This window comes from Pseudomonas sp. 9_2_1 (assembly GCF_059295275.1).
This window is the reverse complement of record NZ_CM181239.1, coordinates 2,079,353-2,093,057: the sequence shown is the minus strand read 5'-3', so window position 1 is coordinate 2,093,057 and position 13,705 is coordinate 2,079,353. Positions and strand designations below refer to the sequence as shown.

Annotated in this window: 14 protein-coding genes and 2 pseudogenes; 8 read left to right on the top strand and 8 right to left on the bottom strand. The window is 53.9% G+C overall.

Going from position 1 to position 13,705, the window contains the following annotated elements; all coding sequences use genetic code 11:
• Positions 1 to 62 precede the first annotated feature (62 nt).
• Together AC5O5I_RS09345 and AC5O5I_RS09340 are read right to left on the bottom strand one after the other, a co-directional pair.
• Positions 63 to 1,304: an MFS transporter gene (locus AC5O5I_RS09345; protein ID WP_494512425.1), complete on the bottom strand. Its 1,242-nt coding sequence runs from the start codon at positions 1,302 to 1,304 to the stop codon at positions 63 to 65.
• Positions 1,305 to 1,340: 36 nt separating this feature from the next.
• On the bottom strand, positions 1,341 to 2,357 hold the full coding sequence (locus AC5O5I_RS09340) for a carbon-nitrogen hydrolase family protein (RefSeq protein ID WP_494512424.1): 1,017 nt from the start codon (positions 2,355 to 2,357) through the stop codon (positions 1,341 to 1,343).
• Between the two features lie 465 nt (positions 2,358 to 2,822).
• On the opposite strand from AC5O5I_RS09340, the gene AC5O5I_RS09335 reads away from it, so the two are divergent.
• Both AC5O5I_RS09335 and AC5O5I_RS09330 read left to right on the top strand, forming a co-directional pair.
• Entirely contained in the window at positions 2,823 to 3,722 is a 900-nt protein-coding gene (locus tag AC5O5I_RS09335; protein WP_494512423.1) for a helix-turn-helix domain-containing protein, read from the top strand.
• Positions 3,723 to 3,903: 181 nt separating this feature from the next.
• A complete protein-coding gene (locus AC5O5I_RS09330; protein WP_494512422.1) occupies positions 3,904 to 4,812 on the top strand; it encodes a transporter in 909 nt (302 codons plus the stop codon).
• Positions 4,813 to 4,951: 139 nt separating this feature from the next.
• Here the strand turns inward: AC5O5I_RS09330 and AC5O5I_RS09325 are convergent, their stop codons facing one another.
• Positions 4,952 to 5,818 (bottom strand): helix-turn-helix domain-containing protein, encoded by an 867-nt coding sequence (locus AC5O5I_RS09325; protein ID WP_494512421.1) that lies wholly within the window; start codon positions 5,816 to 5,818, stop codon positions 4,952 to 4,954.
• A gap of 150 nt (positions 5,819 to 5,968) precedes the next feature.
• Here AC5O5I_RS09325 and pobA point away from each other — a divergent pair, with 150 nt between their 5' ends.
• Both pobA and AC5O5I_RS09315 read left to right on the top strand, forming a co-directional pair.
• Positions 5,969 to 7,153, top strand: a complete 1,185-nt coding sequence (pobA, locus tag AC5O5I_RS09320) for a 4-hydroxybenzoate 3-monooxygenase (RefSeq protein ID WP_494512420.1) — start codon at positions 5,969 to 5,971, stop codon at positions 7,151 to 7,153.
• 268 nt (positions 7,154 to 7,421) lie between these two features.
• Positions 7,422 to 8,327 (top strand): LysR family transcriptional regulator, encoded by a 906-nt coding sequence (locus AC5O5I_RS09315; RefSeq protein ID WP_494512419.1) that lies wholly within the window; start codon positions 7,422 to 7,424, stop codon positions 8,325 to 8,327.
• Positions 8,328 to 8,702: 375 nt separating this feature from the next.
• Here the strand turns inward: AC5O5I_RS09315 and AC5O5I_RS09310 are convergent.
• Positions 8,703 to 8,903 (bottom strand): annotated as a pseudogene (locus AC5O5I_RS09310) (zinc ribbon domain-containing protein); the annotation flags it as partial.
• 102 nt (positions 8,904 to 9,005) lie between these two features.
• Here AC5O5I_RS09310 and AC5O5I_RS09305 point away from each other — a divergent pair.
• From AC5O5I_RS09305 to AC5O5I_RS09295, 3 genes and pseudogenes are all read left to right on the top strand, one after another.
• Positions 9,006 to 9,550 (top strand): annotated as a pseudogene (locus AC5O5I_RS09305) (hypothetical protein).
• A 177-nt stretch (positions 9,551 to 9,727) separates the two neighbouring features.
• The gene (locus AC5O5I_RS09300) at positions 9,728 to 10,039 is read left to right on the top strand and encodes a hypothetical protein (RefSeq protein ID WP_494512418.1); all 312 of its coding nucleotides are present in this window, start codon (positions 9,728 to 9,730) and stop codon (positions 10,037 to 10,039) included.
• A complete protein-coding gene (locus tag AC5O5I_RS09295) occupies positions 10,036 to 11,244 on the top strand; it encodes a multidrug effflux MFS transporter (RefSeq protein WP_494512417.1) in 1,209 nt (402 codons plus the stop codon). The genes AC5O5I_RS09300 and AC5O5I_RS09295 overlap by 4 nt, the downstream gene beginning before the upstream one ends.
• Here the strand turns inward: AC5O5I_RS09295 and AC5O5I_RS09290 are convergent.
• The gene (locus AC5O5I_RS09290; RefSeq protein WP_494512416.1) at positions 11,238 to 11,531 is read right to left on the bottom strand and encodes an MFS transporter; all 294 of its coding nucleotides are present in this window, start codon (positions 11,529 to 11,531) and stop codon (positions 11,238 to 11,240) included. The two genes, AC5O5I_RS09295 and AC5O5I_RS09290, sit on opposite strands and share 7 nt — an antisense overlap.
• 231 nt (positions 11,532 to 11,762) lie before the next feature.
• Positions 11,763 to 11,861 (bottom strand): MFS transporter, encoded by a 99-nt coding sequence (locus tag AC5O5I_RS09285; protein WP_494512415.1) that lies wholly within the window; start codon positions 11,859 to 11,861, stop codon positions 11,763 to 11,765.
• Here AC5O5I_RS09285 and AC5O5I_RS09280 point away from each other — a divergent pair.
• Positions 11,821 to 12,045, top strand: a complete 225-nt coding sequence (locus AC5O5I_RS09280; protein ID WP_494512414.1) for a helix-turn-helix domain-containing protein — start codon at positions 11,821 to 11,823, stop codon at positions 12,043 to 12,045. The two genes, AC5O5I_RS09285 and AC5O5I_RS09280, sit on opposite strands and share 41 nt — an antisense overlap.
• Positions 12,046 to 12,247: 202 nt before the next feature.
• On the opposite strand, the gene wrbA is transcribed toward AC5O5I_RS09280, so the two are convergent.
• Both wrbA and AC5O5I_RS09270 read right to left on the bottom strand, forming a co-directional pair.
• Positions 12,248 to 12,847 (bottom strand): NAD(P)H:quinone oxidoreductase, encoded by a 600-nt coding sequence (gene wrbA, locus AC5O5I_RS09275; RefSeq protein ID WP_494512749.1) that lies wholly within the window; start codon positions 12,845 to 12,847, stop codon positions 12,248 to 12,250.
• A 132-nt stretch (positions 12,848 to 12,979) separates the two neighbouring features.
• Positions 12,980 to 13,678: a pirin family protein gene (locus AC5O5I_RS09270; RefSeq protein ID WP_494512413.1), complete on the bottom strand. Its 699-nt coding sequence runs from the start codon at positions 13,676 to 13,678 to the stop codon at positions 12,980 to 12,982.
• Between the last annotated feature and the right edge of the window lie 27 nt (positions 13,679 to 13,705).

The following is a 13,705-nucleotide window of genomic DNA, read 5'->3' as shown; positions in this document are numbered from 1 at the left end:
GGCCCAAGGCAATTGCTTAATCGCCTTGGGCCACACGCTAAGCTAGCGCTGTAAGCACCGCGTCAGCTCCCAGCTGCTTCCGGCGCAGGCGTGAGTGAAACAGAGTAAGTCTTGGTCGGCGCGGTTTCCTTCAGGAGGAACCCAAAAACGGCGGCCAACAGCGATACGATACCGACGATCATCATTGGAACAATCAGGCCGAAGTGGTCAGCCAGGCTGCCGGCAACGATCGGCATCAAGACACCGCCGATAATCTCGCTCACACCTGTCGGTACTCCCACCGCAGCACCCGTCACGTTGGACGGTACAGATTCAGCAGGAATGATTGCGAGGAAGAGTGGCGCAATACCGAACCCGAAGACACCTGCGAAGAACAGGATTGCGAACATCACAAACGAGCTGGCTTGACTCATCGCAAATGCGAGCATCAGTGCGCCGTAAATAGCGGAGCAGATGATCAGGACAGGCTTGCGGCCCAGCCGATCAGACAGCGCGGGCACGGCGATCATTCCGATAAACCCACCGAACCCCCAACCAGAAACGATAAGTCCTGTCTCCGACAACGAGAGCTTCACCACCTGGGTCAGGTACAGCGCAACGAAGGTTGAAAAAACAAAGAGACCGGTCTGGAACAGCGAACCAATGATGGTCGTCACCCAGATGTTCTTGTAGCGCAAGACGGAAGTAGCACCCTTGACCGCGGCTGCAGAGGCATCTGCAACCGGCTCTTGTTTCGGCGGTTCTTTCATCAGCTTAGCGAGCATTAGTGTCAGGATTAGACCTGGCACCCCAAGGATGAAGAAGACCCACTGCCACGACATGTAGTTGGTCAACTGGGTGGCGATGATTGGGCCAAGTCCGATCCCAAGCAACGGGAAAAAGGACTGGTGTATGCCCAAGTTCATGCCTCGGCGTTTGGGGGACGAAATCTGTGCAAGCGTCGCGACACTCGCACTGAATACACCACCCTCACCAACGCCCAGCAACCCACGTACAACCAGCATTCCCGTGAAGCTTTTTACAGCTCCGGTCATCCAGGCCATGACGGAGAAGAAGATACCCGAGTAGATGAGTACCTTTTTACGACCGTACCGATCACTGACGCCACCAAGCACCCAGGTCGAAATAGCCCATGTCAGCGCCAACACCGAAGCAATAGCACCTGCCTGAGTATTATTTAGACCCAATTCAGGAATCAGGATCGGAAACAGATACACGACTACCAGTCGATCCAACCCAACCACGCCAAACAGGATGGCCAACAACCAGACCATCTTCCATTCGTAGGACGATGACTTGCTCATTTTATTATTCTCCGCCGCCTAAGTTGTTACCTGACATCAATCCACCAGGGATTCATCTTCTTTCGCAAGAGCAGGTATTTCGATAGCATCAGGTTGATATTTGTTGTGTACCGCACGCCGGCGCTCGCGATCAATCACCAATCGTGCAATATCATTTCTGGAGTAGTGCCCTACCGGATCGGCGGCAACTTTAGCCAAAACTACATGACTAAGATCAATATCGGCGTAAAGAATGCCTTCTTCTTCGGGAGGAAGAGGTGCTGCTAACTCTGCGCCATCCGGGCCGTAAATTCTGGCAAACCCACCGCCTGCCTTCAGAAGTCCTTTTGACTCATCTGTCACGCACAAAAGGTCGATTACATCGCTCGACACCATGCCGCAGGGCGCCAACACAAAGCATTGCCCCTCCACTGCGTACGTTCTGCTGACCGCATTGTTGACCTCGCCACTGATGGCCTTGGTCACATCATTGTAGAGAGAGAATCCTGGCCAAGCGGCAATGTGAACTTCTTCGTGCTCGCTAAACATCGCGAATTTAGTAAGCGGTTGTATATGCTCCCAGCAACACAACCCACCCAGCTTACCAATGGAAGTGCTGTGCACCTGAATATCACTCCCATCGCCTTCACCGAACACCATTCTTTCAGCGACGGTCGGTTTTATCTTGCGGCGGGTATTAACCGTCTCCCCCTCATCATTGATCATCGCTTGCCCCATGTAAAGACTACCACCGGACTTTTCGGTATAACCAAGCGAAACAAAAATATTATTCTTTTTAGCTGCCTCCTCAAGCCTTGCGTAGTCCTCGCTACCAACAACCAGCGCCTCTTGATGGTATTTATGCATATATTGCATCGCCCAAGCCGGCGTACCTAGCCAGAAGAACCATGGGTATCCCGGCACAAAGTTTTCAGGAAATGCAATCAGCTTGGCTCCATTTCTCGCCGCTTCTTCAATCAGCGAAATACATTTATCGACGGTTGCTGCACGATTCATGAAGACTGGCGCAGCCTGCACGACGGCTACTTTGTAAGCACTTTGGATAGTGTTCATAGTTTTTGTCTGTCTTGAAAATGGCGACAACCAGAATGGTTAGCCAAATCAAGTCAATCCGCTGTGCCGAGCATCCCGCTAATTTTGCCCTGCCTTCCCTACTCACGACAGAGCGAATGCCAGGCTCAGTCACCTGATGAATCAGACCGCTACCGATCGTAACGGCATGTGACAAAACGCCCACTTGACCAACCTCGCCATGGCATCATAACGGTGCACTGACTTGAACAAGCGCTTGATCAGGAGGCGCGCGCTCCTCTCTGCGGGGCCGTTTGGTGACTGCTTTTGACCGTGCCTCCTACCTCTCTTGCTCCAGCTTCCCGCCATGCTGAGCCAGCGGTGTTGCGGCACTGATTTTGCTGGCTAACCAGTGCTTACGAGCGTAAATGGAGTAAGAAAATGGTCTCAAATCTCAATACATCCAGCGTACCGCTTCCTGACCGTGAGTTTTTTTGGAGGCAGGTCATGGAAAACCGGTTCATGGCTTTGAATTTCGAGCTACTGGGAGGCACTCCATTCGCCGCCACGTTAGATTACCTGCGACTGGGTAACCTTGACCTGATGAGACTCGAGGCTTCAGCGCATGCCGTGGCACGGAGCACACAGTCGGCTCAGACTGATGCGTCAGAATTTTTCATGATCAGCTATCAAATAGCCGGTGAGGGAAAGCTGGAGCAGGCCAATCGTTTTTCCACTCAGACGGCTGGTGATTTCGTCCTGTATGACAGCAGACGCCCATTCAACATGTCCTACAGCAGTGATTTCTGCAAACACGTGATCCGGATACCTCGCGCTAAATTGCTGGCTCACATCACCAATCCCGAGAGTCTGTGCGCAATAACCGTACAGAAGGATTCAGAAGCTGGCCTCCTACTCGGCGCAATGTTAAGAACCCTTTTCATGAGCTCCTCCTCCTCTAGTATTTGCGTCCAGGAATCACTGGCAAAGGGCTTGATAGAAGTCGCAATCGGAGGCCTTCAATCGATCCCCGACGCCGCTATTGCTGAGCCTTCCAAGCTCCATTCCTTTCACCTTCAACGTGTGAAGCTGTACATAGCGGAAAATCTGAGCGATCCAAGCCTGAACATTGAAAAAATATCTGTCGACCTGAAGCTTTCTATAAGTTCGCTTTATAGAGTCTTCGAAATGGAAAATATGACGCTTTCTCAATGGATCTGGAACCAGCGCTTGGAACATTGCAAAAGAGATCTGCTTGCTAGGAATTTAGCGCATAAAAATATTGGGGATATTGCTTTTGATTGGGGGTTCAGCAATTTTGCTCATTTCAGCAGAGCATTCAAAAAAGAAACGGGCATGACGCCTCGTGAATTTCGTCTTGCAGCCCAAATTAAAACGCGCTCTTAAACTTGCCAATTGATCTGCTTGCTGGCATCAGCTCGCAGACCAGTCAGCGGAAACCACCAGATGTAGGAAATGGAGACAAATTCCAAGACAATGTAGATCATTTCCACCTCCCGCCTTCGTTGTAATCTGCTCCTGAGCCAGAACTCTGATTCCGGCACTACCAATAATAATAGGAGCAACCATGAAGAGTTCCCACTCCGTCAAGAATCACGCCCTCTGCACGTTAAAGATAGTGCTCGCCACACTGACAGCACTCGCCTTTACATCGCAAAATATGCAAGCCGCTGTATTGTCGACTGACCCTGGAGATATGGTTGCCCTCCCGACTGGTACTGAGCTAGGCGTCTTCTATTATCAGCATGCCGAGAGAAACAAGCTGAAAAAGGATGGGCACACTGTCACTAAAGATTTCGGATTGGACAATGATATTGCGGTAGCGCGCTATGTTCACTGGATGGAAATTGGAGGTTTGACAGTTACACCTCAAATAATCGTTCCTTTCGGCCATCTGCAGCTCTCAGGCGGATCAAACCAAAGCGCTAGCGGGATTGGAGACCCAATCATTGGCGCGATGGTCTGGCCCATCAACGATCCGGAGCGTGAGCGATGGCTCAACATGGGCGGCTATGTTGGCCTCCCTGTTGGTAACTACGATTCCGACCGCGGATCCATTAACATCGGCGAGAATCGATGGAAAGCCATTTTTCAGGTGGGTTACGTTCAGGCCATCATCCCAAAGACTCTTTATGGCGAAGTCACCCTGGAATCTGACAACTATGCCAAAAATGACGACTTTGCCGGATCCACATTGAAACAAGATAGTGTTTTCGAGACCACATTCCATTTGAGGTATGTATTGAATGCCAAGAACCAGCTTGGCCTGACTTACTACCACACAGTGGGAGGGGAAAATGAAGTAGATAAGCTCGATCAAGGCGATAGCCTTAATACGAGACGAGGCATGCTGACCTGGCAGCACTTCTTCACCCCAACCACCCAGTTTCAAACCCAGTTTGCGAAAGACCTTGACGTAAGAAACGGCCCAGAAGAGCGCTATCGCATTCAGTTCAGGCTGGCTCACGCGTTTTAAGCCGCAACGCCTCTCCTGGCGAACTTGACAGGAGAGGCGCTTTTGGCGCCCTGGCTCCGAAACCAGCCCCATTGGTAGGGCACACCCGCCTCTCCTAAATCCTCACCGTCGCAGGCCAACTCGCTCTGTAGGCCGCTTACTATCTTTTCCGTTCGCCTCGATAGGCTCTAGGTGAGAGTCCATAGATTTTCTTGAAGAAACGGGAAAAATACGCCGGGTCAGAGAATCCCAGACTGTCGGATACCTCACTGATCGTCATTTCCGTGTACGTTAGGCATCGCTTGGATTCGAGCAGCAAGCGCTCAGTGATGACCTGCAAGGCTGACTGACCTGCATAATTCCTGCAAATGAGGTTCAGGCGGTTGCTGTTGATGCCAATGTGGCTCGCATAGCGGGAGATTGGCCAATGTTCCCGAAAATGCTTGTCAACGAGCGCCGTGAAGATCTGCAGGTGCTCAATTCCCCTCTCCGCTGGCGCTACCGCGGCTCTTCCTTTCAAGGCTGCTTGGCGGGTTACCCAGACAATCAACAGGGTGAGCAAGGAATGAAGCACAGGCTCCCTCGCCATTTGGTTCTGCTGCTGCTCGGTGCCTATTTCCTGGAAAATCCAATCCAGATAGTCACCGTCGCTTCCTACGGCTTGCTGGCCGGCCCGCAAGAAGTCATCCACCAACCCGACAGGTAGTACCTGGAGGAGCGGGGATGCAAAGGTGAGGATGCAGCCTTCAATATCTGTAGAAAATGAGAATGTGTGAATGCACAAAGACGGGACAACCAGGATGATGGGCTGCGTCACCACGTTAGCCTTATCCTCAAGACGTAGGTGAGCAGTGCCTGTTTTCACGTACAAGATTTGCACAAGGTCTACGTGGCGATGTGGCTTGATTTCCCAATTGTGGAGATTGCTACGCTCAGCGATGGATTCACAATGCACCAGATCTGGTGTCGGCCAGGCGGTCGACTCCCCGTACAGCTTGAATACGGGGATAGCGCTTATAGAAGGCATTGACGCCCTCCCCTAACGTGGCCGTGCAAAAGTGCAAGTAATGGATGGGATAGTGCCTTCATCCATCCAAGGTATTCACTAATCATGGCGGGGACAAAAACAACCCTGCCCACGATCGCCTGGATCGGAGGGCAATGCGAGGAAAATTTCATGAAAACACAAGTCGCTATCATCGGCTCGGGCCCGTCCGGACTGCTACTGGGCCAACTTCTACTGAACGCTGGCATTGACAACATCATCATTGAGCGGAAGAATCCGGATTACATTCTCTCGCGCATCAGGGCCGGTGTTCTTGAGCAAGGCACCGTAGACCTGCTGAGAGAGGCGCGCGTCAATGCCAGGATGGACGTAGAAGGTCTCGTTCATGATGGTTTCAAAGTGGCATTTGACGGTCGGAGTGAGCATATCGATTTGAAGGGGCTTACCGGTGGCAAAACGGTAAAAGTCTACGGCCAAACTGAGGTGACGCGCGACCTGCTTGAAGCGCGCCGGGCTGCAGGCGGCATCACAATGTATGATGCCGATGAGGTCACGCCTCATGCCTTGGAGAGTGAAAAACCCTACGTCACGTTCGTTAAGGACGGTGAGACAGTCAGAATCGACTGCGACTACATCGCGGGTTGCGACGGTTATCATGGCATCTCGCGCCAATCCATACCCGCAGAAAAAATCGAAGTGTTCGAGCGAGTTTACCCCTTTGGATGGCTGGGTATCCTCGCAGACACTCCTCCTGTCGATGATGAACTGATCTACGCTCGCCATGAGAGAGGATTCGCATTGTGCAGCATGCGATCCCCGACTCGTACTCGCTACTATATTCAAGTTGACGCCCAGGAAAAAATTGAAGACTGGTCTGACGATCGTTTTTGGGAAGAGCTCAAAAGTCGCCTGCCTAAAGACGTTGCGGAACGTTTGGTCACCGGCCCATCCATTGAGAAAAGCATTGCTCCGCTGCGCAGCTTTGTAGTTGAACCGATGCAGTATGGGCGACTCTTCCTGTTGGGAGATGCCGCACATATTGTCCCACCTACAGGCGCCAAGGGATTAAACTTGGCGGCCAGTGATGTTAGTACCTTGTATCGAATCATGGTGAAGGTTTACCAGGAGGGGCGTGCCGACCTCGCCCTCAAATATTCGGAAATCTGCCTCAAACGTGTCTGGAAAGCAGAGCGCTTCTCGTGGTGGATGACCTCGATGCTGCACAACTTCGCAGGTACAGATAAATTTTCTCAGAAAATGCAAGACACCGAACTTGAGTACTTCATTTCTTCTGAGACAGGTCGAAAAAGCATGGCAGAAAACTACGTAGGCTTGCCATACGACCCTGTTGAGTAAGAACAATTTTTCTCCCGCTCCTAGTGAAGGGACATCGCCAAGCGCCGATCCTCCTCCAGGCAGGATCGGCCACACTGCCCGGCTTTGTTCGGGCAGTCGTACAATCTTCATCCAGCTGCCGCATGGATGACCTGCCTTGATCCTCCCCGACGCGACCCTGTCTCTGCGGTCAGAGTCCAGAAGAAATCCACTTTAAAAATCAAAATTTGATCGGGCAAATCAATATTTTTGTCGTAGAATATAGACAGCATTTATGATGGGGTAATCTATGTCCCAGTTCGACTTCAACCTCATAACGGTCTTTACGACCTTGTATGAAACCCGCAGCGTCACTGCTTCGGCAGAACGCCTGTTTGTCACCCAACCATCCGTCAGCTACTCGCTAGCCAAGCTTCGAGAGTATTTCGATGATGCTCTGTTTGTACGGAGTAGCAGCGGCATGCAGCCCACGAGACTTGCATCTCAGTTGTATCCTGGGCTTAAGGAAGCCTCCAGATGCATCGATACGGCTGTTGCTGATGCGAGGAAATTCGAGCCGCTTCACTCAACCCGGCGGTTCCGGCTGGCGCTGTCTGACCTAGGTGAAATGGCCTTTCTCCCACAACTCATGAGCCATTTCAATGTCTTAGCACCTAATATTGAATTGGAGATCATACCCCTAGAGATAGAGTCGGCAGGAACGTGGCTTAGCGAAGGCCATGTGGACGCCGCTATATGTAGTCGCGTCTTGTCTGGGGCCGGAATTGTTTCAAAAAAACTGATGACAGAACGATACGTCTGTCTGCTAGATCAAGCTCACCTCAGAGTTTGCTCATCCATGAGCATGGATCAGTTCTGCACCGAACCTCACGCTGTAGTTACAAGAACATCCGGTCATGGCATGGCCGAAGACGTTCTTCAAAAAATGGGAATCAAGCGAAATATAAAACTAAAGCTCCCGCACTTTTCTGTCTTGCCAAAGGTAATTCCCAATACAGATCTTCTTGTCATCTTACCGAGCAGAATCGCGGAAAGTTTCTGCGAAATGCCTCTTCCGTTCAAGCTGAAGACACTAGAATTGCCCTTCGACGTTCCAAGCTTCGACGTGACACTCCATTGGCACTCGCGCAGCGAGCAATCGACCGCACTGAATTGGTTTATCACTCAAGTCCGAGAACACTTGGAGGAAGACTAGTCACTCATTACGCCCCAAGCGCGTACAGAAAGTGATGTGACCTGGCGATCCTGGCGCTCATCTGGAGAAATGGAGGTGTCTACCTTCAATGAGTCCCAAGGTTGCCCCCCCTTCCTAGGGCCTTCTCCAGTAAGACAGGAGTGCGGCTCGCATCATCCAGAGGCACAGCCAAGCAACGTGACAAAGCTGAAGACCCGCTGCTGATTGTGATCGGTAGATTTGGGCATGCGAGGATGAGCATCATCCCTGTCGTTATGGCTGGCATTACTCTCGTCGGTTGCAGGATGGCAACAGCGCTATGTTGGGTGGTCTGACGGCGCCTCACCCTTGTAGCGCTGTATCGATGCGCCCTAAACTTTTCTTCGCACAAATCACTTAATGGCTGATCATCCATGGCCTCGCTGCGGCCTTGCCCTTCAATCCAAGAGGATTGGCCTTGGTTGGCTCAACCTTTTTGCTTGGGCCGCAACAACTGCAGCCACTGGGGTGACGCCGGCTGTCTTGATACTCGCCAACGGTCATAGGCGCATGAGAGCTGCGCTCGTTTATGGCGGTTGCTTTACGTTCGTTAGCGGCCTTGTGGTACTCCTGCTGTACGCTATCGCTCGGCGTAGCGCTTGAAGGTATCCCCCGCTGTATCGATAATCTCAGCCCCTCCGACTCACGCAAGGATATGCTGTGAAGAAGCTCTACCTGGCCCTCCCCCTCTGCGCACTCCTGCTGCAAGGTTGCGGCGTAACCATGGCCCGCTATGAACCCGACTATCAGAACGTTCAGCAACTGAAACAGAATGCCCCCATGAAGCCTATGCGCGAGGCACAGGTGAAGGCTGACGCTGGACAAGACTCTTTGATGGTGCGGTTGAATCCGATTTCCTCGCCGGAAGGTAGTGTCCCTCTGCACATCCAGGCCGCCATCAATGATGAGCTGCGCCATGCCGGGCTGCTTGATCCGCGGGCTGACCGCGAACGCAGATCCAGGTGATCAAAAGCCAACTCAATACCGGCGTGGCCAACGGCCATGGCGAACTGGCCGCGCGCTTCACCGTACGCAAAGGTGACCAGGTGCTCTACGAGACGACGAAGGACGTTGAGCGTGATTGGGACAGCAGTTTCTTCGGCCCCATCGCCATCCCTGCAGCGGCGAACAATTACAACCCCATGCTGCAGCAGCTACTCAAAAACCTGTACAGCGACCCTCAGTTCGTCCAAGCCTTGAAGTAATGATCAAAAAAGAGCCGCGACTGCGGCTCTTTTCTAGTCAATGTCAGATGCGCGGAGCTCGCAAATCGACAGCAGAATATTTCGTCCGGTTAGCGTCCACCCAGTTCTTCAGCAGCGCATTGACTTGGCGGCTACCCCGACGAGGTCAAGGAGAGCATCTGGGCCAGACTGGAGGCGATGGTCATCGCCGCGATGACGACTAGGGTCGATGTCATCGACTGCGTGCTCCTCCGCCAACAGTTGGTAGAGCGGAAGATTCGTTTCGTCGAGCGCCATTCTCCCTACTGTTGGGCCTACAGCCTCCTGCGCACCGGCGCGCGCGCGATCCAGCGTCTGGAGGCCTATGGGGTTCGGGTGAAGGCACAGCACGCGCACAAGGCACTTACCGAGCTACGTGATGACATCGACAGCGAAGTCCATGGGCGCTCCGAAGGCCTTCTTTGGAACATCGAAACCCCACAATCTTCCACTGGAGCCGCGTTGCCATGACCACCGCTCGCACCACCTCATCAAATCTGCTGTTGTTAGGCGCCGCGACCGCGCTGCCTCCGCTGTCGATCGACATGGCGCTACCCGCTATCAGTTCGGTAGGCGTGGCCTTGGAGAGCACTTCAGCACTGGCGGCACAGACAATCGGACTGTTCATTTTGGGCTTCGTACTGGGCCCGCTGCTGTTTGGCCCCCTTTCTGACCGCATTGGCAGGCGGCCGGTGTTGCTAGGCGGCCTCGCGGTCTTCACTTTGGCCGGGATCGCCTGTGCTGTCGCACAGAACGTTGAAATGCTGCTGATCGCGCGGGTCATCCAGGGCGCTGCCGCAGGCGCGGCGGCGGTAATGCCTGTTGCAATCGTGCGCGATGCTTACACTGGGCGTGAAGGCCGCGCCATGCAGAATGCCCTGGTTGCCATCAACAACATTGCTCCTTTGGTCGCCCCTCTGATCGGGGCAGCCATTCTGCTCATCGGTAACTGGCGTGACATCTACGCTGCGTTGGGGCTCGCCGGTTTAATATTGATCTGGGCGGGACTGCGTCTGAAGGAGTCGCATCCTTTGTCAGAACGCAGCAGCCATCCTCTGCTCCCCGCCTACGCCAAGGTCTTGCGTAATAATCGTTTCGCTGTCGCCGCGCCTATCCTGGCCCTGAATTTCGCTGGCATGTTTGCCTATATCACCGCCTCTCCGCTGGTTTTTATGGAAGGCATGGCGATGAGCAGCCAAGCTTTCGCAGTCCTGTTCGCGGTGACCGCGCTGGGCACGCTGATAGGTACCTGGATCAACACTCGCTTAATCAAGGCAGGTTGGAGTGAGGCCAAAGTAATTGGAGTCAGTCTGGGCATCAGCCTGCTGTGCAGCATCGGGCTGTTAGTTGCAAGTGCCAGCTCGGCAAACGTCCTCGTGTTCGCAGCTTTAGTCGTAGCGAGCAACGTCTGCACCGGCCTGGTCATGCCAAATGCGACCCATGCCGCGCTCGACGAACTGGGCCAGATCGCAGGCAGCGGTGCCGCACTCCTGCGAGCTCTGCAAATGGCGGGCGGCGCTGCAGCCAGTTTCCTGGTGGGCCACTTCTACGATGGCCACTCGGCCAATGCAATGGCGGGTGTCATGGCGGGTAGTGCCCTGCTCGCCCTGATCATTTTCGCACTGGGTTACAGACGCCTTTCTCACCACCAGCTTCAAGACCAGCACGCCTACTGAGCATGCACTCCGCAGATCATGTGCCAAATCCGCAGCTCGACGCCGGGTTGCTGGAACTTACGTGCAGCCGCCTCGATGCGTAATTCGGCACGGGTGACCATGTCGTGGTGTCGAAGACGATCGTTCCAAGACTCATCCAGAAAAAATTCCATCCATTGGCCGGGATGCTCAGCATCCTGCAAAAGCTGCAAAGAGACCGACCCGTTGCTATAACGCATGGCACGCACCGGCTCCATTGCAGCTTTGAACGCGTTCGCGTACTGTTCAGCGATACTGTACTCGATCACCACCATCACCGGTGTATGGAGGTCTGTGCACCGACTTGTAGGCTCGAAACCACAGCAATCCAAGCTGCGCCGCTCAGCGCCATGAATGGCAAAAGTAGCGTGAAGCTGGGGATCCAAGCAAAGCCAACAGCACGCTCAGGTAGGCCAGACTCGCTGCCATGACCAGACGATTGTTTGGGATCAAACGCCGAATCGTCGGCAGCAGAGTTGCCCCCGCGATAGCAACAAAACCTACGCAGCCCAGCATGACGCCGCGACCTGAACCATCGAGACTAGAAACGGTTCGGCAGTGAGTGAGGTCATCAACCAGCCCGCACCAACATCCTGCATCCAGGTACCGAAGCTCGATGCGATGTTGGCCAAGCGTGAACAGAAATTGACGGGCATTGCCATGGCTTGCGGCTTCGCCGACAGCGCTCACTTTTCCAATGCATTCAACCGCGCAACAGGCTTCAAACCTTCCGTCTGGCGGCGGTTGTTCACCCTGGAACATCCGGGGCTACATCCAAGCTAGCCGCTGCCAATTCGCGGCAGCGCATTCGGGCGGCAAGCCCAGATCGTACCGCCCACCTCAACGCGTCATTCCATTGAAAAACGGTCAGATAGTGGCTTGCCATTGATAACACTGAGCTGAGTCAGTGCTAGGAAGAGATGCGAGCGCTCAAACGGATTTCCGGCTTAACTACCGGGGGATTCCGAGCGCTCGCGGGTACTGCTTAAGCGACCAGCTTCGCTACGAACTTCGCGACGTATTCGCCCTGATGCTCAGCGATGCCCAGCTCACGGTCATCTGGCTGGCGGGAGCCATCACCACCTGCGATGGTAGAGGCACCGTACGGGGTACCGCCACCGACCTGCGAGACATCGAACAGCGCCGGGGTGCTGTAACCGATCGGCACAATGATCATGCCGTGGTGCGCCAGTGTCGTCCAAGTGGAAGTAATGGTCATCTCCTGGCCACCGCCAGTGCCGGTGGAGGTGAATACGCTGGCAACCTTGCCAACCAGCGCACCCTTCGCCCATAGACCACCCGTTTGATCCAGGAAATTGCGCATCTGGCCAGACATGTTGCCGAAACGAGTCGGGGTACCGAAGATGATCGCGTCGTAATCGCCCAGCTCCGCAGGACTTGCGATCGGCGCTTGCTGATCGACCTTGCCATATGCAGCTTTGAAGGCTTCAGGATCCATGGTTTCCGGTACACGCTTGACCGTCACTTCGACGCCTGGAACCTTGCGAGCGCCCTCGGCAACTTTATGCGCCATGGTCTCGATATGGCCGTACATTGAATGGTACAGCACCAGTACTTTTGCCATTTTTACTTCCTCTTCGCGTGGAGTGTTGTTTGCATCGTCATTGAAAAATCGGGCGATGCTGCTGAGCCAACCCATGTTGGTACCTCTTCGTTTCAATCGGACGGCAGCCTCATTGGCGAGGCTGCCTGAACTTCAAGCTACGTCGACCAGTACGACTTCAGCCTGCTCAATGCCTTTGACGTTGAGCAGTTTCTCGCTATGGATGGCCGCGCCATCACCCGTCTTCACCGTAACACCGTTGACTTCGATCGCCCCCTTGGCAACCACCAGGTAGGCCTTACGACCAGGCGCAATTTCATACTTGGCTTCATGACCCTCATCCAGCGTAGCCGCTACCAGACGTGCCTTTGCACGGATCGGCAGTGCTTCTTCATCACCCTTCAGCCCGCTGGCCAGCGTGACGAATTCGCCTGCGCTTTCACCACGAGGGAATGGACGGGTTCCCCATGAAGGCGGCAAACCGGTCTCCTCAGGATGGATCCAGATCTGGAAAATCTTGGTGACCTCATCCTCGTGGTTGTACTCACTATGGCGAATACCGGTGCCAGCGCTCATGACCTGTACATCACCTGCAATGGTGCGGCCTTTATTGCCCAGGCTGTCTTGATGCGAAATCGCGCCTTGGCGGACATAGGTAATGATCTCCATGTCCTGGTGTGGGTGAGTGGCAAAGCCGGTGTGAGGCTGGATGGTGTCGTCGTTCCAAACACGCATCTGCCCCCAGTTCATCCGTTTGCTGTCGTAGTAGGAGGCAAACGAGAAGTGGTGTTTAGCATTGAGCCATCCGTGGTTCGCGCCGCCGAGTTGGGCAAAAGGGCGTACTTCAATCATGGTCATCTCCACGTGTAGCTGGTTGAT